The following is a 16,687-nucleotide window of genomic DNA, read 5'->3' as shown; positions in this document are numbered from 1 at the left end:
CCGCCTGCGGGGAGGGGAAGTTTTGGCTTTAGACAAAACTGGGGTGGGGTGACGAGGATCGTAATGGTAGGTGAGTGAATACAAAATCACGTTTTAACAAGGGTTTCACGTTAAGTTGACACGTATGGGCAGTGCCGTGCCCCTACAATCTGTCGCATTCTTTTTTCAAATTGGTATAACTCACCTTGGCAATGACTGGATGCCTGATACTTATTGCAAGTTAAACAAGTGATAAACAGCCCATACGGATGAGTTTCCTTATTTAGAGCTTCTGCAAATCCTACTATTAAAAATAATAATTTCTAACTTGGTGTGTCATCTTCTACCAAAAGGTTTGAAGGGCTTCTATTTACTCTATATCTGTAGCCAGAGTTTAACTTGCTCTTCAATACAAGTTAAGTAATAAAAAGTCTCCTACTTCTTTTATTACTTTTATAAGTTAAGTCTGAGATAAGTATTAAATTTAATAGTAGTTATTTAAATAGTTTTTTTAATTAATCAAACATTTCTTGGTTTTTGAATAATAAATTTATTAAACAGCTATCTATACCTTTAGTAAGAGGATTTATAATTTTCTTGAATGCAATTAATTATTTCAATTATTTTGTCAATGATTAATAAAAGTTTTAAACTCTAAATTTTAGAATTATATCTATTATAAATACAGTTCAGTTAAAAAAATTCATTGACAACAAAGCTCACAAATAATTACTAAACAAAAAACCGAACAATTATTTTGGAGGGGGCTTGGGGGATTCTCCCCCAAATCTTGGTTTTTGTCCGACAGATGAGAACTCTTATCACCTTAACTGAACCGTATTATTATAAATATAGTTTCGAGGTGGGCATTGCCCACCTTACTAGTGCTTACTAGTTCTTACATCTATGTGTTTGTGTCCAGAATCTTACAACGGACGATAAACACGATAGTTAATATTTGGGAAAATATTATCCATCAACTCGACTTTTTCCAGCCAACCGCTATCAACTTTGCCTATTTTTACATCTTCGTAGAGCTTATTGAACCGCATCAAGTGCGATCGCGTTCTTCGGACGGCATAGGGAACCATTGTTCCTGTCCGCATGATAAACGCCCAATCGGAAGATTGTGCTAATAGTAACTCTCGCGCTGCTTGGTTTAACGCTTTCCATTGCAATTCATCCTCTGGTTCTAGATGCGAGATTTCAATCATGCGTTCGGCTGCTTTATGCAAATGCGGGTAAATCCAGGCATTTGTATCGTTTAACCAATACTCATGGAATCCCTTAAAACCCCAACTTGACTGCGAAGGACGACAAACTTGCTGAGTCGGTTCTGCCCGTAAATAATCTGCTAAGTGAGTCATGGCATAGGTTTTTTGGTCGTACCAGGATTTACGGAACAGGTAATCAATAAACCAAGGACCTTCATACCACCAATGTCCAAATAACTCTGCATCGTAAGGCGACACGATAATCGGCGGGCGCTGCATTATCCCATGTAGATGTTCAGCTTGCCGTTCTCGATTATACATGAAGTTTGCAGCGTGTTCTGCCGCTTTTTCCCTTGCCCAGTAAGGATCATATAGAGCTTTATCTGAAAGTCCTAAGCCACGTCCAGTAATTTTATGATATTTAATACCCGTATTCTTACGTTGACCATTGGGCATGATGTAGGGCTTGATGTATTCATATTCTGCTTCCCAGCCCAAATCTTTGTAAAACTCGCGGTATTCTGCTGCTCCTGGATAGCCCACCTCAGAAGACCATACTTGTTGAGAAGATTCATGATCCCGTCCAAAAACAGCAACACCAGTTTCTGTATAAATTGGGGCATAGGTACCAAATCGAGGACGAGGACGGGCGTAAAGAATACCATGTCCGTCGGTGAGGAAGTAGCGCAACCCTGCATCTGCCAGCATTCGCTCTACACCTTCATAGTAGGCGCATTCCGGTAACCAAATGCCTCTAGGTGCTTGCCCAAAGGTTTCTTCGTAATGTTCGCAAGCTACCTGAATTTGTGCCCACACAGCTTGCGGATACATTTTCATTAGTGGTAAGTAGCCGTGGGTAGCACCACAAGTAATAATTTCCAGGTTGTTACTATCTTGGTAGTCCTTAAAAGCCGTTACCAAATCGCCCTTGTAGCGTTCCCATATCTGACGCGCTTCGTTAAACTCAGTGGCGTAATGTTCTGCTAAATATTTAAGATGCCCGTTGTGGACATTACGCTCAGCTTCTAGTTCTATCAGTTCTTCTAGTTGAGCTAAGTGTGCATCATAGCGTTCTTGCAACAGCGGATCGCGGAGCATTGACACTAATGGAGGTGTCATGCTCATCGTAATTTTAAAGTCGATGCCGTCTCGCTTTAGTCCTTCAAATACTTTCAATAAAGGAATATAAGTTTCAGTAATGGCTTCATATAGCCATTCTTCCTCCAACACATAATCACTTTCTGGGTGACGAACGAAGGGCAGATGTGCGTGGAGTACAAGCGCGACGTAGCCTATAGCCATAGTTATTTAGGGGTGATACGTGTAAGTTGAAGGTCGAGAGGTTTGGCAGAAATTAACAATATTTTAAGACTTTATTGGGATCGTGAGATTAATTAATAATTTTTTCCTATTTATCTCGTTCTACAGCAGAAATTCCGATCTGATTTTTTTACTGAGACTCTAGATTTAATTTTTTTGCAGTTGCATTTGCCAGGCGATCGCTATGTTAAAAATCTGGTTTAGAGACTGTTTGATTCATAGCAATATTTTCCAACACTTAATGAGAGCTGATCGAGATAAAATTCTATTTTTAAAGAACTTGCTGATGGTCAATATCTATATTTTGCAAGGCTTACGCCAATCTTTCAGGTTGTTGGCGTTGTTTTTTTAGTTGTTGGTTGACTCGCTGCAACTGCAACTATTTAGTATCTATGTTAGCGTTACCAGCTTTGAGATTTCCTCATTCCTCACTATCTTGATATAAATCTTGCAAAGCTTGCAGTTGCGTCTTGCGAGAAACACGACGATATTTTTTGCTTTCTAACTTCGGCTCGTATTGACTCTGACCTTTGCCTTTAGTTTTTAACTTTAGCGTAGATTCGGGATCTGCTTGCTGGTGGCGCTGAGTCTGATAGGCGATCGCGTCGTCTAAAAATTCTAGATAATGTGGATAGCGTTCCCAATCTCCCCGCACGGCACAGTCAGGCTCATCTCGATGCAGACAATCACTAAACCGACAGCTAGCAACCGCTAACCGCGCTCTCGCTTCAGGGAAATAATATACTAATTGTTCTGGACTACAATCAAGGTCAGGCTGATTAAAGCCTGGAGTATCTGCTAGTAATCCTTTGCTAGGTAGTTCAAATAATTCTACATGACGAGTGGTATGGCGACCACGAGCTAACTTGCCAGAGACTTCACCGACGCGCAAATTTACATTAGGAACCAGTGCATTGATTAAACTTGATTTGCCAACACCAGAAGGTCCAGCAATTACAGTAATTTTATGATTAAGATAGCCAGATAACTGGTCAATATTTATACAATTTTTGATACTAATAAATAGCGGTTGATAACCCCAACCAACAAGGCGCTCGCTAATTTCTTGGCGTACTAGTGGTGAAACTAAATCACTTTTATTCAAGCATAAAACTACATCTAAGCTGGTAGATTCAGCCTTCACCAGAAAACGACTTAACTGATAAGGTTCCAGAGGTGGATCTGCCACAGCAAATACCAGCATGATCTGGTTAACATTAGCAATTGGTGGACGGTCTAACTCAGTTTGACGAGGTAGCACATCAGCGATCGCTCCTCGTCCCCCAGACCAATCGGGTTCTTCGATCACCACGCGATCGCCCACTATCACCTGTTGCCCAATTTTTTTCAAGCGTGTTCTGCGGGTACAGAGGAGCATCGGGGGAATGGAAGACGCGGAGAGTCTTTGTGATAAATTCTCCTTGTCCCCCTCCGGGTACGCAGCCGCTACAACGGAGGGAACCTCTGCAACGCGCTGCTCACCTTGTCCCCTTGTCCCCTTGTCTTTTAGATCTAGCTGGACTTGGTAAAAATTTGCTTGTACAGCTAGCACTGTACCCAGTAACTGTCCAGTAGCCAAATCAACTTCTCCTGTCATTGGGCGATCGCAGGACGGCGTACTAACAAGGAAAAATAACCAGTGCAATCTGCAATTTGTTCTACCTGATAGCCAGCCATTGCCAAGCTATCAGGAACCTGCTCAATTGGCTCTCCAGGGTCTAGCCAAACTTCTAGCAAACCTCCCGGGGGCATTTTTTCCAGAAGTAGTTTAGTCCGGACAAAATTAATCGGGCAAGGAGTGCCGCGCAAGTCGAGTTGAGCATCAGGAGATGATAGAGAAGATAAACTCATTACTTAAACAGATTACCCAAAAATCCTTCTAGACCGCCTTTACCAGTGCGTTCTCCCTTAATTTTAGCCAGCTTCTCTAACAATTCCCTCTCCTCTGGAGTTACTTTGTTGGGAATATCAATTAATACCGTCAGCATATGGTCACCCCGACTGACAGGATTTCCCAAGCGTGGTACACCACGATTTTCTAGCTTCATCACCGTATTCGGTTGGGTTCCAGCCGGAATTATTAATTCCACTGGTCCATCAACCGTATCTACCTCCAAACGACAGCCTAAAATTGCTTGCAGGTAACTAATTTTGATTTCTGAGAGAATGTTAATGCCATCCCGGTGAAATTCCTCGTCCTCATTCACGAACAAGTAGACGTATAAGTCTCCTGGAGGACCACCTCTTTGCCCTGCATCACCTTCTTGGGAAATTCGCAGGCGTGTGCCATTATCTACACCAGCGGGAATAGTAATTTTGAGTTTCTTAGTGATTTGATTTGTGCCTTTACCGTCGCAAGCATCACATTTATCTTCAATCACCGTTCCTGTGCCATTACAGGTAGGACAAGTTGAAACTTGGGTAAAACTGCCAAAGGGCGTTCTTGTGACCCGGCGTACTTGACCTGAACCGCTACAAGTCGAACAAGTCCGAGGGCGAGTTCCTGGTTTTGCACCAGAACCGCTACAAACATCACAGGTTTCTAAATGAGAAATGCGAATTTCTTTTTCTCCACCAAATACCGCTTCCCGAAAATCTAACTTCAGGTCTAATCGCAGGTCATCACCCCGTACCGGCCCACTGCGCCTTCTTTGCGTCGTTGGACCACCCATTCCACCAGCAAAACCACTGAAAATGCTTTCAAAGATATCGGCAAAGCCGCCCATGTCACCCATATCTTGGAAGCCAGCCGCAGCCGCACCAGAGACACCAGCCTCACCAAAACGGTTATAACGCTCTCTGATTTCCGGCTCGGAAAGCACTTCATAAGCACGGTTAATTTCCTTAAACCGCTCCTCTGCTCCCGGTTCTTTGTTCACGTCTGGGTGATACTTCCGGGCTAGGCGGCGGTAAGCTTGTTTGATTTCTTCTTTGTCGGCGTCACGAGAGACACCCAGAATTTCATAATAGTCGCGGGCCATATAGCAAAGGTAAAAGTTAGAAGGAAGAAAGCAGAAGGTGAGCCAGCGAGGTGAGGCAGTGCCTTGGGGAGACAGTGCGTTGCGGAGGGAACCTCCGTTGTAGCAACTGTCGTCGGGGAACCCGACTTAAAGCAACTGCCGCTCCCCAAAAGAGTTCTCGAAGAGTACCCATAAGGGTTTTGGGAGCCACTACGTTGATTCGCCAGAATTGTACTCCTTCGAGAAACCGTAGAGTAGCAACTAGCGTTTTCCTGACCCAGGTGACTAGCATTAGCCCTAGCGTTAACAGGGGCCCAGCTTCACCCATGAGGGTCTTGAGAGTTTCCCGGCTTGTACTCTTTTAGAGAAATCGCAGGGTTGCAAGTGACGTTTTCCCAACCCAGGTGATTGGCGTTAGCCCTGGCGGTCGCGAGAACGTCAACATCAGGGCAGAACAGAGAGGGTCAAAGATAGAAGTTAATTTTTATTAATAATTGATTTTACCTTTTCCCCTTTACAAAAATCACCAGCAAGTGTCGAGCAACAGGCGCTTTCCTCATGGAAGACGACTAAAGCTCAGGAAAAAACAAGCTAAGCAAACCTCTGCTCGGACCTCTCCATGTCTGAGGCTGTCTCTTTTACAATTGTGCTACCTAGGTGGGGCAAACTCTGCCCATCTACCAGAGGGGCTAGCCGCACCATTAGGTGTGGAAAACCCCCCAAATGCGTTTTGGCATCTGTACTGGGATACGTTTAGCCCACGGCAATTCGCTTCTACAATCTAGCAAACTTGGAGACTGGGGACTAGGGAATGGGACTAACGGAGATAACCAATACCTAATGCCCAGTCCTTAATCTATCGCCTCGTAATCAGCCTGTGCAGTGCTTTCGTCATCAAAATCAAAGTTAAATTGGGGTATCAGTGTTCCACCCACTGCTGGCTCTGGTTGTGAAGCCAACAACTCTTCCGAGACTTCAGGCACTTCATCTGGTTGACTATTAGCTCGGTTGTACACGTTAGCACCGATGGCAAATAAAGTTTTTTGGAACTCGTCTAAGTTTTGCTGAAATTCTTGTACGGAAATATTAGAGTTAGTCATGGCTGCTTGGAGTTGTTTGCCTTTCTCATTTGCCAAAGCTTTCATGTCTTCGCCAATTAAGTTGCTGTTATCCTTGAGAGTCGATTCGTAACTAAAAAATAGATTCTCAGCTTGGTTTTTCAATTCAACCAGTTCTTTACGCTTTTTATCTTCTTCAGCAAACACTTCGGCTGCTTGCCGCATCTTTTCTACTTCTTGAGTACTTAAGCCACCTGTATTGGTAATGCGAATACTCTGCTCTCTACCGGTGCCTTTATCTTGAGCACCAACCTTGAGGATACCATTGACATCGATTTCAAAAGATACTTCAATTTGTGGCACACCACGCGGAGCTGGAGGAATTCCTGCCAAAAGGAACTTGCCGAGACTTTTGTTATCTCGTGCCATTGCCCGTTCACCTTGCAGGACATGAATTTCTACTGAGGTTTGTCCATCAACTGCTGTGGAAAAAATTTGGGATCTACTGGTGGGAATTGTGGTGTTACGTTCGATGATTTTGGTAAAAACTTCACCCAAGGTTTCAATTCCCAAAGATAGAGGAATAACATCCAATAGCAGGAGATTATCGACTTCTCCACCCATAACCCCAGCTTGGATAGCAGCGCCTAGTGCAACTGCTTCATCAGGGTTAACAGAGCGATCAGGAGTTTTGCCATTGAAAAACTTGATGAGAGCGTTTTGAACTGCGGGAATGCGAGTGGAACCACCCACCAAAATGATCCGATCTATGTCTTGTGCTTTGCGATCGCCATCTTTGAGCGCTTGAATCATCGGTTCAATGGTAGCTGCAATTAAATGCCCTGTCAGTTCTTCAAATTTCGAGCGGCTGAGTTCTAGCTCTAAATGCTTTGGGCCTGTGTCATCGGCGGTGATAAAAGGCAAGTTAATCGAGGTACTGAGCATACTAGAAAGTTCGATTTTTGCCTTTTCTGCTGCTTCTCGCAAGCGTTGCAGTGCCATTTTATCTTGAGACAGGTCTATATTTTCTTGTTGTTGGAAGCGCTCAATGATCCAGCGCAAAATACAATCATCAAAGTCGTCACCACCCAGTTGATTATTACCATTGGTTGCTTTGACTTCAAACACTCCATCTCCCAGTTGGAGAATGGATACGTCAAAGGTGCCGCCTCCCAAGTCAAAGACTAAGATGAGCTGCTCTTGGTCTTGCTTATCTAAACCAAAGGCTAAAGCTGCTGCAGTTGGTTCATTGATGATCCGTAATACTTCTAGTCCAGCAATTGTACCAGCGTCTTTCGTTGCTTGTCTTTGAGCGTCTGTGAAATATGCAGGTACGGTAATTACTGCTTGAGTAACAGCTTCACCTAAGAAATTTTCTGCATCCTGTTTGAGCTTTTGCAGGATCATCGAAGATATTTCTTGTGGTGTATAGTTACGTCCACGAATTTGCACATCAACAGTATCGTCTCGACCTTTGACACAGGTATAGGGTGAGCGATCGCGTTCTGTTGCTGTTTCTTCCCAACGACGACCGATAAATCTTTTGATACTGAAAACTGTGTTTTCAGCATTAGTGACAGCTTGCCGCTTGGCCAGCTGACCGACCAAGCGATCGCCCCCCTTTCCAAATCCCACAATACTAGGAGTTGTGCGTCCACCCTCAGAATTAGCGATTACAACTGGTTGACCGCCTTCTAAAACTGCGACGCAACTGTTAGTAGTGCCTAAGTCGATTCCAATAACTTTTCCCATACTGTTCAGTATTTTTACGGATTTCTTTGGCCGTGAGGCTTTGCGGACTATCTTATTTGATTTTTTTGCTACAGACCAATACTCACGGAAATGTTCTGTGGAAACCCTGTTGCTGAGGGTAAGTAAGAAGTTAAAGCATCGGGTTGGTAAAGGAGTGGCTTTCACTAGTGGGCGGCTTCTTGTTTGAGAGCCGCACCCCAAATGAGAGCTACCAGCAGAGGACGGGCTGCTGAACTTCGACTAACCGTCACCAGACCTGTCCTAACTGAGATCTGTGATGCTCGCCCTTACAAAAACCAAGGCACTTTTGGTCAGTGGAGCGAGCAACTACAGCTTAAGAGTTGGCTGGACTCTACTGATTATCTTGTGCTGGTGAATCTTCTTTGGGAGCAGCCACCTTCACCATTGCATGGCGCAGTACGCGTTCACCCAAGTAATATCCACGTACTAACTCTTCTAACACTGTTCCTTCAGGATGTTCATCCGTAGGTTCCCGCATTACAGCTTCATGCAGGTTGGGATCGAATTCCTGACCTTCAGGACGCATTGGTGATACACCCAAACGTTTCAACGAATCTACTAATTGTTTGTAAACGCCTTGGTAGCTTTTATGAATTGTCATTTCGCCGTCACCTTGCGGTTTGAGGTGCGATCGCGCCCGCTCAAAATTATCGACTACTGGCAACAATTCTGTAATCGTGTTGCGCTTCACCTGCGTCTCTAAATCTTCTTTTTCTTTTTGGTTGCGTTTGCGGTAATTCTCAAAATCTGCCGCAATTCGCAGATATTGAGTGTTGCGCTCTTCTAGTTGCCCTTTGAGGGACTCGATTTGTTGCGTCAAATCTGCCAAAGCTGCCGTTCCTTCTTCAGTTCTCTCAGCCGCTACGACACCATTGTCTGGTGTAAACGCAGTATCTCCAGATACATTAGTTTGTGCTGCCACTGGCTCAGTCACCTCGCTGCCAGATTCGTTAGAGTTAATTTGGGCTGGGGAGTCGCTCTTCATTGCTTGCTTTACCTCTATTGGTTCACCCAATTGCTGGCTTGTATTGTTTACCTGTTTATTTTCGTCTATCATTGTCCACTCATCCCAGATACTATTTACGGCATTATTTCACCACATCTAGCAACCGTTGCTATTGACGGCTAGCAAGAGAGGCTGGTTTTGTTGCCTATATTTTCCTGGAAGTGATTGTCACTGCCCTCTTATTGTGACAAATGGTGAAAGCGTTAGCGTAGACGCTTCTAGGGCGGTAACCCGAACGCTGATTGTGGCTTTAACACTACATCTTAGGAATGAGTGGCAATCAATATTCTTTGTTCATCATCATTAGTTATAAGTCTTTTTTTTTACTAAATATTACTTAAAAATTAATCATTGCATTTTCTGAAAAACTAGCAATTATCTTACGGATGAAGTACGGATTATCTGTGTTGCGCTGTGGTTGTTTAATTTTTTGTCAGCAGCGAAAATTTTTGGCTGGAATTTAATCAATTTAAATGAGAATTCTATGCCACAGCCTGGGAATACTTTACTCAGAGGTTTTCCCTACCCATTGCTCAATTATGACTTACTCGTCACCGCAACGGCGCAGTACCGCTCTAACCACAAAAACAGAGTTTTCGCCCTTTGGTAATAAGCTAGTGCAGGCTGGCTTTGTCAATAGCGAACAGATGAGGCAGGCGCTGATTGAAAGCCGCAAGTCTGGCATCCCCTTAACGGAGATGCTAGAGTCAATCACCGGGCGACAACTATCACCTGAATTACTTAGGCAATACAAGAAACAGCAGTTATTTGAACTTAAAATACTATACGGTGTTGAATTCCTCGATCCGGAGGTCAACCAGCTTGGCAATACGATGGTGGGGAGGCTGATTGAAACCTTAATCCCAGTAGATATTTGTCGTCGCCATCGTTTGATCCCACTATCAAAACATGAAGACCAAACCCCACCCTGCGTTTTAGTGGCGATGGTCGATCCGGATAATCTAGAGGCTTCGGATGACCTTAACCGCATCTTACGCCCACAAGGCTTAGCCTTGCAGCGCATGGTAATTACTCAAGAGGACTACCAACAGCTGATCAATCAATACCTAGATGAACTAGCTATTCGCCAAAAACATCTAGAACAAGAAAAGTTTACAGACATCAATCAGGATTTAGAAAATCTTAACAATCTTGACATAGATGATGCTCCTGATGAGATGGAGGCTGACTTAGGAGCTGCGATGAAGGGTGCAGAAGACGCACCAGTCATCAATCTCGTCAATAGAATTCTTGCCAAAGCCTTGCATGAGAAGGTTTCTGATATTCATATTGAACCACAGGAAGAAAACCTCCGCATTCGGTTTCGGAAAGATGGCGTACTACGTGAAGCTTTCGACCCTCTACCGAAAAAAATCATTGCGGCGGTGACAGCCCGATTTAAAATCATCTCTAGCTTAGACATTGCTGAGAGACGACTACCTCAAGACGGACGTATCAGGCGGATGTTTGAGGGACGCAAAGTGGATTTCCGTGTAAATACCTTACCTAGTCGCTACGGGGAAAAGGTTTGTCTGCGGATTTTGGATAACTCCTCCACCCAACTGGGATTGAATAAGTTAATTACCGATCCGGAGACATTAAGTATTGTTAAAGACATGGTTAGTCGTCCCTTCGGTCTGATATTGGTCACTGGGCCAACTGGTTCTGGTAAAACAACTTCGCTGTATTCTGCCCTAGCAGAAAAGAATGATCCTGGAATTAACATCAGTACGGTGGAAGACCCAATTGAGTATAGTTTGCCGGGTATTACTCAAGTACAAGTGATTCGGGAAAAAGGGCTGGATTTTGCTACCGCTTTGCGGGCTTTTTTGCGGCAAGACCCAGACGTGCTACTAGTGGGTGAAACACGAGACAAGGAAACCGCCAAAACTGCGATTGAGGCTGCCTTAACAGGCCACTTGGTATTAACTACCTTACACACCAATGATGCCCCAGGCGCGATCGCTCGTTTGGGAGAAATGGGTATTGAACCTTTCATGGTTTCTAGTTCCCTGATTGGCGTTTTAGCACAGCGCTTGGTAAGGCGTGTCTGCTCTGATTGTCGAATTGCCTATACTCCCACTCCCGAAGAACTTGCTCGCTACGGTCTATCAGCTTCTCAAGAGGTGAATGTCACTTTTTATAAAGCTAACAGCTTGCCCAACGAATCCCAAGCAGATGCTAAAGCCAAAGGTCAAGTTTGCCCAACTTGTAATGGTGTTGGTTACAAGGGACGTTGTGGTGTTTACGAAGTCATGAGAGTCACTGAAAACTTACAAACCCTAATCAACGAAGAAGCACCAACAGAACGCATTAAAGAAGTAGCAGTAGAAGAGGGCATGAAAACCTTGCTGGCTTACAGCTTGGATTTAGTACGTCAAGGTTCCACAACCTTAGAAGAAGTCGAGCGAGTGACCTTTACTGATACTGGTTTGGAAGCTGAGTTAAAAGCTAAACGCAAGAGTGGTCTGACCTGTCGCACTTGTGATGCCACATTACAACCAGAATGGCTAGATTGCCCATACTGTATGACGCCGCGTTTTTCTGATTAACCTGAGTTCGGGATAAGCTGAAACCCTCATTACGCTGTTACTTAATTCTAGGATCTGTCAACGTGCTTGTGCTGTTTCAGCCATTTAACGTTGAATAAACCTCCTTAACCCGAACTGACGTTGATTAGTCAAGCGTCATTGGTCAAATGGCAAAAGACAAAGCGCAAAGTCTGAGCGGAGGCGTCCTCCGATCAGACGGCAGTTCCTTTAAGCGGGGGAACCCCTTCGGGTTCGCCAGTCGCCTGTGGAGGGAAACCATCCCGCAGCGCTGGTCTCACCGCCACCGGACTGCCTCAACTTTGTAAGAGAGAACAAATAACAAGGAAAGCAAAAATATGGAAATGATGATTGAAGACTTGATGGAACAGCTGATTGAAATGGGAGGTTCGGATCTACATTTATCCGCTGGCTTACCTCCTTACTTCCGTATCAGTGGCAAACTTACCCCTATAGGCGATCATGTATTGACTGCTGATCAGTGCCAAAGACTGATCTTTAGTATGCTCAACAATACTCAGCGTAAAACTTTAGAGCAGACCTGGGAGCTAGATTGTTCTTATGGTGTTAAGGGATTAGCTCGTTTCCGCGTCAATGTCTATAAGGATCGTGGTGCCTATGCTGCTTGCTTGCGTGCTTTAAGTTCTAAAATTCCCAACTTTGACAAATTGGGTCTGCCAGATGTGGTGCGGGAAATGACAGAAAAGCCCAGAGGGCTGATTTTGGTTACAGGACCCACCGGTTCTGGTAAGACAACTACCCTGGCGGCGATGATTGACTTAATTAACCGCACCAGAGCAGAACATATTTTGACAGTGGAAGACCCAATAGAATTCGTTTATGAACCAATTAAAAGCTTGGTTCACCAACGGCAACTTGGCGAAGATACCAAGAGCTTTGCTAATGCTTTGAAAGCAGCCTTACGGGAAGACCCAGATATTATTCTGGTGGGGGAAATGCGCGATTTGGAAACGATTTCTTTGGCTATCTCTGCTGCGGAAACAGGACATTTGGTATTTGGTACTTTGCACACTAGTTCTGCTGCACAAACGGTTGACCGGATCATCGACGTTTTCCCCCATGAAAAACAAACCCAGGTGCGGGTGCAGTTATCTAACTCTCTAGTAGCGGTGTTTAGCCAAACTTTAGTTCCGAAGAAAAACCCCAAACCAGGGGAATATGGTCGAGTCATGGCGCAAGAAATCATGGTCATTACTCCTGCTATTTCTAACTTAATTCGAGAGGGAAAAACATCCCAAATTTACTCAGCTATTCAGACTGGCGGTAAATTAGGTATGCAAACTTTGGAAAGAGTTTTAGCCGATTTATATAAAGCTGGAACTATCTCCTTTGAAGCGGCTATATCTAAGACTTCTAAACCAGATGAAATTCAACGTTTAATTGGTGGCGCACCGCCAACAGCAGGTGCAAAACCAGGTGCAAATGGTGTTGCTAAAGCGCATTAAACTTTCAGCCAACAGAGGATTGGTAATGGTTAATACCAATAATTATTGACTATCAGCTATGGACTATTAACCAAATACTAATTTACTCATTTTGAATTTTGTGACAAGTTGCCATAGCGCAGCGGTAGCGAGTCCGCGAGCGTCGGAGGGTTTTCCTCCCTAGCAAACTTTTCAAGTCAAATTTTCAATTTTGAATTTATAAACTATGCCTACCTATGTTGCCCGTGTTCGGGATTCACAAGGAAAATCCAGAACAGAAAAATTTGCTGCTGAATCCCTAGCGCAAGCCCGTACAAATCTCAGAGAGCAAGGACTTGTTGTCCAAGAATTGAAGGAATCTCAAGGCTCACTAAGCTTTGATTTGAAGAAATTCCAGACATCAATGGTCAAGGTTTCCGTTAAGGATAAAGCTGTCTTCTCTCGCCAATTTGCCGCTTTAACAAATGCAGGCGTAGCGATCGTCAGAAGTTTGGGAGTACTGTCTGAGCAGTGTAGCAATCCTAAATTAAAAGCAGCTCTAATTGATATTAGTAATGATGTTCAAACGGGCACAAATCTTTCAGATTCAATGCGGAAGCATCCTCAATGCTTTGATAATTTGTATGTGAGTATGGTTCAAGCTGGCGAAATTGGTGGTGTTCTCGATGAAGTATTAAATCGCCTAGCTAAGTTGTTAGAAGATGTTGCACGCCTACAAAACCAAATCAAAGCTGCATTGTCTTATCCTGTGGTTGTGGGTTTTTTAGCAACCGCGATCTTTGTAGGTATGACTGTTTTTCTGATCCCTATTTTTGCCAACATTTTTAAAGACTTAGGAATAGAATTACCTGCCTTAACACAATTCTTGATGACTTGTAGTGAAATATTACGCAGTTACTGGTCTTTAGTGATTATTGCTGGAATTATGGCATTTATGTATGCCTATAAGCAGTATTACAAAACTCGTGTTGGTAAAGAAACTATTGATCGCCTTTCCCTGAAAATGCCCTTGTTTGGTGACTTAATTCAAAAATCTGCGGTTGCCCGCTTTAGCCGTACTTTTGGTGCCTTGACACGTTCTGGTGTGCCCATTCTTACTTGTTTAGAAATTGTACGAGATACATCAGGTAACCAAGTGATTGCTAATGCCATAGATGCAGCTCGTATCGAGATTCAACAAGGGGGCATGATTAGTGTTGCTTTGCAAAAAGAAGAAGTTTTTCCTGCTATGGCAATTCAGATGATGAGTATTGGCGAAGAAACTGGAGAATTAGATGCGATGTTAATGAAAGTTGCCGATTTTTATGAAGATGAAGTTGAGCAAGCAGTAAAAGCATTAACCAGTATTTTAGAACCACTGATGATTGTGGTTTTGGGGGGTATGGTTGGTACAATTTTGTTAGCGATGTATCTGCCTATGTTTAAAGTATTTGAAAAGCTGGGCTAAAAAAGGCTAAAGGATAAAGGATGAAAATATCTAATAAGTCGTATTTCATCCTTGGACTTAAAATTTTCTACTTTATATTTCAGAATTCATACTTCATCCTTTGCAGAAAAATGCCTGTGCAAAAATCTGATTACGAAGCTAGTTTAGCTGAGTATAGCCATCATCTGGCGGCGATCGCTTTGTTAAAACAGCATCGACCTTATTTGGAAATGATTCCCAGTCTGCGCCGTCCTGATGAAAGTGTGATCGCCATTCCTTTGCCGATTGTACGTCTGCGCAAAACTGAGACAACAGATCCCCAAACAACTTCTCTACCCTGTGATGTGGCAATATTAATGTGCGATCCAGAGTGGAAAGTTAAAACTGGAGCCGAGATTTTAATTTTTATTCATCGTCCCCATGAAGACTTTTCTGATTTGTTAGGACGCTGGCGACAAACTCAAGTTCTTTTAGACAAAGATTATGAGTGGCTGATGCCTGACCGCCACAATCATATTTTAAGTGAAGGCGCTAATACTGTGTATCCTTTGTTTGTAGTGTTTAGTGAAACTTCAGAACGCATACAACGAGGTCTTGTAGGAGCAGAACTCCCATTTATTATGCAAAAATCGCAATGGCTAGTAGAGGAGGAGCGAAGGGATGAAGAGGGACTAGGAACTAGAGGCTAGGAACTATCATTGCTTCGTGATATCTCACAGTACCACCCCATAGATAGCCTGGTCTCAGAATATTGAAACTTTAACGTCATCACTCTTTTTGCAGCAAAGGAGGGAGCAGGAGGATAGAATTAGAGACAAATCATTTTTATTAGGCATTTAGTGAGATGGAATAACAAAGTGTTAGGCGGGTGAATTAGCATTGCCAATGTTAAGAAGTTTCTCAATTGTTCCTATCAAGTCATTTACTAATGTTGGTGTCGGCTTAGTTTCTCGAAAGCCATGAACTATTAAGTTTCTAGATTGCAAACCCTCGTCCAGAATCTGATAATCTTCTTGACTAATCACACCTAATGAGTAAAGTTCCTTGATGATTAAAAGCGAAGGTTTCTTGGCTAACTCAAGTCCTTGTTCCTGCCCAACCAAGCGCAAAGCAGCTTCTATTGCTGACCAAGCTAAAATTAATGCTGCTGCTTGCTCTTTACCTGAAAGTTCACGAACTAGTCGAATACGTTCCTTAATTTCTGAAGTAAGCAAAATCTGGGCATTCCCTTCGACAACAGCAGATTTTACAGGGTTTGTAACTACCAACTCAAAACGCCACCCAGGCTGATTATTTACCGCTTTAGCCAAAGGTGTAAGATAACTGGATTTAGTAAGTGTGGGCTTAGATTTAACCTCTACAACTACATTTTCCTGATCATTAATAGCAATCATGTCTAGTGAGAAGCTTGATAGAAAATCCGGTAGTTCGCTTCTAGAAGGGTGGAGTAAAACTTGATATCCCTTCTTTTTATATTCTCGTGCAATGCTCTGAAGACGCTTTTCCTCTAGAGCTTCAGCAGTCTTACTCATTGCAAAACCTCCCTGTGATCGGGTGCTTCTACAATTTTAATGTGAAGAAACTCCGTTCCTTTGCAAAAACCTTCAGCAAGAACTGAGGACATACCCTTCACCCTGAAAGTACCGTTGAGATCTGTTTTACGAACTCTAGTATCTGTAATTTGTCTATCATCTATGTAAACTAGACTGATTAAAGCATCCTGAATAGGCTTAACCATCTTGTCACTATCCATTCTCACAGTTATGCCGTTATGATAATAGACAACTGTAATTTGAAGCTGACATTTTACAGGTTGAGCATTTTGAGAAATATATTTAATAGCTGCGTCTCGTACTGTTTGTTGCCAAGCACGTAAGCGGTTTCGATTCTGCGTCTGGTGTGATACCAATTCACTAAAACTGTGATACAGATAAAGAAGGAATAAATATCAACGAGT

At 43.3% G+C, this 16,687-nt stretch carries 13 protein-coding genes; 4 read left to right on the top strand and 9 right to left on the bottom strand.

Annotated features, from left to right (window positions below):
- Positions 1 to 905 precede the first annotated feature (905 nt).
- The 7 genes from BV375_RS01220 to grpE form a co-directional block, all read right to left on the bottom strand.
- Positions 906 to 2,495 (bottom strand): glycoside hydrolase family 57 protein, encoded by a 1,590-nt coding sequence (locus tag BV375_RS01220; protein WP_086756417.1) that lies wholly within the window; start codon positions 2,493 to 2,495, stop codon positions 906 to 908.
- A 439-nt stretch (positions 2,496 to 2,934) separates the two neighbouring features.
- Positions 2,935 to 4,110 (bottom strand): small ribosomal subunit biogenesis GTPase RsgA, encoded by a 1,176-nt coding sequence (rsgA, locus tag BV375_RS01215; protein ID WP_086756415.1) that lies wholly within the window; start codon positions 4,108 to 4,110, stop codon positions 2,935 to 2,937.
- Complete coding sequence (locus BV375_RS01210; RefSeq protein ID WP_086756413.1) at positions 4,107 to 4,364, bottom strand: sulfurtransferase TusA family protein; 258 nt, start codon at positions 4,362 to 4,364, stop codon at positions 4,107 to 4,109. The genes rsgA and BV375_RS01210 overlap by 4 nt, the downstream gene beginning before the upstream one ends.
- Positions 4,364 to 5,494, bottom strand: coding sequence for a molecular chaperone DnaJ (dnaJ, locus tag BV375_RS01205; RefSeq protein WP_086756411.1), 1,131 nt, complete (start codon positions 5,492 to 5,494; stop codon positions 4,364 to 4,366). The genes BV375_RS01210 and dnaJ overlap by 1 nt, the downstream gene beginning before the upstream one ends.
- Positions 5,495 to 5,510: 16 nt before the next feature.
- Positions 5,511 to 5,801 (bottom strand): hypothetical protein, encoded by a 291-nt coding sequence (locus BV375_RS37450; RefSeq protein ID WP_208099031.1) that lies wholly within the window; start codon positions 5,799 to 5,801, stop codon positions 5,511 to 5,513.
- A 523-nt stretch (positions 5,802 to 6,324) separates the two neighbouring features.
- A complete protein-coding gene (gene dnaK, locus BV375_RS01200; protein WP_086756409.1) occupies positions 6,325 to 8,283 on the bottom strand; it encodes a molecular chaperone DnaK in 1,959 nt (652 codons plus the stop codon).
- A gap of 352 nt (positions 8,284 to 8,635) precedes the next feature.
- A complete protein-coding gene (gene grpE, locus BV375_RS01195) occupies positions 8,636 to 9,361 on the bottom strand; it encodes a nucleotide exchange factor GrpE (protein WP_086756407.1) in 726 nt (241 codons plus the stop codon).
- Positions 9,362 to 9,849: 488 nt separating this feature from the next.
- Here grpE and BV375_RS01190 point away from each other — a divergent pair, with 488 nt between their 5' ends.
- The 4 genes from BV375_RS01190 (at position 9,850) to BV375_RS01175 (ending at position 15,419) form a co-directional block, all read left to right on the top strand.
- Positions 9,850 to 11,862, top strand: coding sequence for a GspE/PulE family protein (locus BV375_RS01190; protein WP_086756405.1), 2,013 nt, complete (start codon positions 9,850 to 9,852; stop codon positions 11,860 to 11,862).
- A 335-nt stretch (positions 11,863 to 12,197) separates the two neighbouring features.
- The gene (locus BV375_RS01185) at positions 12,198 to 13,325 is read left to right on the top strand and encodes a type IV pilus twitching motility protein PilT (protein ID WP_086756402.1); all 1,128 of its coding nucleotides are present in this window, start codon (positions 12,198 to 12,200) and stop codon (positions 13,323 to 13,325) included.
- A 205-nt stretch (positions 13,326 to 13,530) separates the two neighbouring features.
- Positions 13,531 to 14,751, top strand: coding sequence for a type II secretion system F family protein (locus BV375_RS01180; RefSeq protein ID WP_086756400.1), 1,221 nt, complete (start codon positions 13,531 to 13,533; stop codon positions 14,749 to 14,751).
- A gap of 110 nt (positions 14,752 to 14,861) precedes the next feature.
- Positions 14,862 to 15,419: a hypothetical protein gene (locus BV375_RS01175; RefSeq protein WP_086756398.1), complete on the top strand. Its 558-nt coding sequence runs from the start codon at positions 14,862 to 14,864 to the stop codon at positions 15,417 to 15,419.
- A gap of 171 nt (positions 15,420 to 15,590) precedes the next feature.
- Here BV375_RS01175 and BV375_RS01170 read toward each other — a convergent pair whose 3' ends face one another.
- Both BV375_RS01170 and BV375_RS01165 read right to left on the bottom strand, forming a co-directional pair.
- Positions 15,591 to 16,262, bottom strand: coding sequence for a hypothetical protein (locus BV375_RS01170; RefSeq protein ID WP_086756396.1), 672 nt, complete (start codon positions 16,260 to 16,262; stop codon positions 15,591 to 15,593).
- A complete protein-coding gene (locus BV375_RS01165) occupies positions 16,259 to 16,639 on the bottom strand; it encodes a RusA family crossover junction endodeoxyribonuclease (protein WP_086756394.1) in 381 nt (126 codons plus the stop codon). The genes BV375_RS01170 and BV375_RS01165 overlap by 4 nt, the downstream gene beginning before the upstream one ends.
- Positions 16,640 to 16,687: the final 48 nt, after the last annotated feature.

Source organism: Nostoc sp. 106C (genome assembly GCF_002154725.1).
Lineage (GTDB): Bacteria > Cyanobacteriota > Cyanobacteriia > Cyanobacteriales > Nostocaceae > Aulosira.
The sequence above is the reverse complement of the archived record's forward strand: the minus strand, read 5'-3'. Positions and strand labels throughout refer to the sequence as shown.

Excerpts from the sequence above, each read along its gene's own strand:
- BV375_RS37450 (WP_208099031.1), bottom strand. The coding sequence starts at position 5,801 with ATGGGTGAAGCTGGGCCCCTGTTAACGCTAGGGCTAATGCTAGTCACC.
- BV375_RS01185 (WP_086756402.1), top strand. The coding sequence starts at position 12,198 with ATGGAAATGATGATTGAAGACTTGATGGAACAGCTGATTGAAATGGGA.
- dnaK (WP_086756409.1), bottom strand. The coding sequence starts at position 8,283 with ATGGGAAAAGTTATTGGAATCGACTTAGGCACTACTAACAGTTGCGTC.
- rsgA (WP_086756415.1), bottom strand. The coding sequence starts at position 4,110 with ATGACAGGAGAAGTTGATTTGGCTACTGGACAGTTACTGGGTACAGTG.
- BV375_RS01170 (WP_086756396.1), bottom strand. The coding sequence starts at position 16,262 with ATGAGTAAGACTGCTGAAGCTCTAGAGGAAAAGCGTCTTCAGAGCATT.
- dnaJ (WP_086756411.1), bottom strand. The coding sequence starts at position 5,494 with ATGGCCCGCGACTATTATGAAATTCTGGGTGTCTCTCGTGACGCCGAC.
- BV375_RS01210 (WP_086756413.1), bottom strand. The coding sequence starts at position 4,364 with ATGAGTTTATCTTCTCTATCATCTCCTGATGCTCAACTCGACTTGCGC.
- BV375_RS01220 (WP_086756417.1), bottom strand. The coding sequence starts at position 2,495 with ATGGCTATAGGCTACGTCGCGCTTGTACTCCACGCACATCTGCCCTTC.
- grpE (WP_086756407.1), bottom strand. The coding sequence starts at position 9,361 with ATGATAGACGAAAATAAACAGGTAAACAATACAAGCCAGCAATTGGGT.
- BV375_RS01190 (WP_086756405.1), top strand. The coding sequence starts at position 9,850 with ATGACTTACTCGTCACCGCAACGGCGCAGTACCGCTCTAACCACAAAA.
- BV375_RS01180 (WP_086756400.1), top strand. The coding sequence starts at position 13,531 with ATGCCTACCTATGTTGCCCGTGTTCGGGATTCACAAGGAAAATCCAGA.
- BV375_RS01175 (WP_086756398.1), top strand. The coding sequence starts at position 14,862 with ATGCCTGTGCAAAAATCTGATTACGAAGCTAGTTTAGCTGAGTATAGC.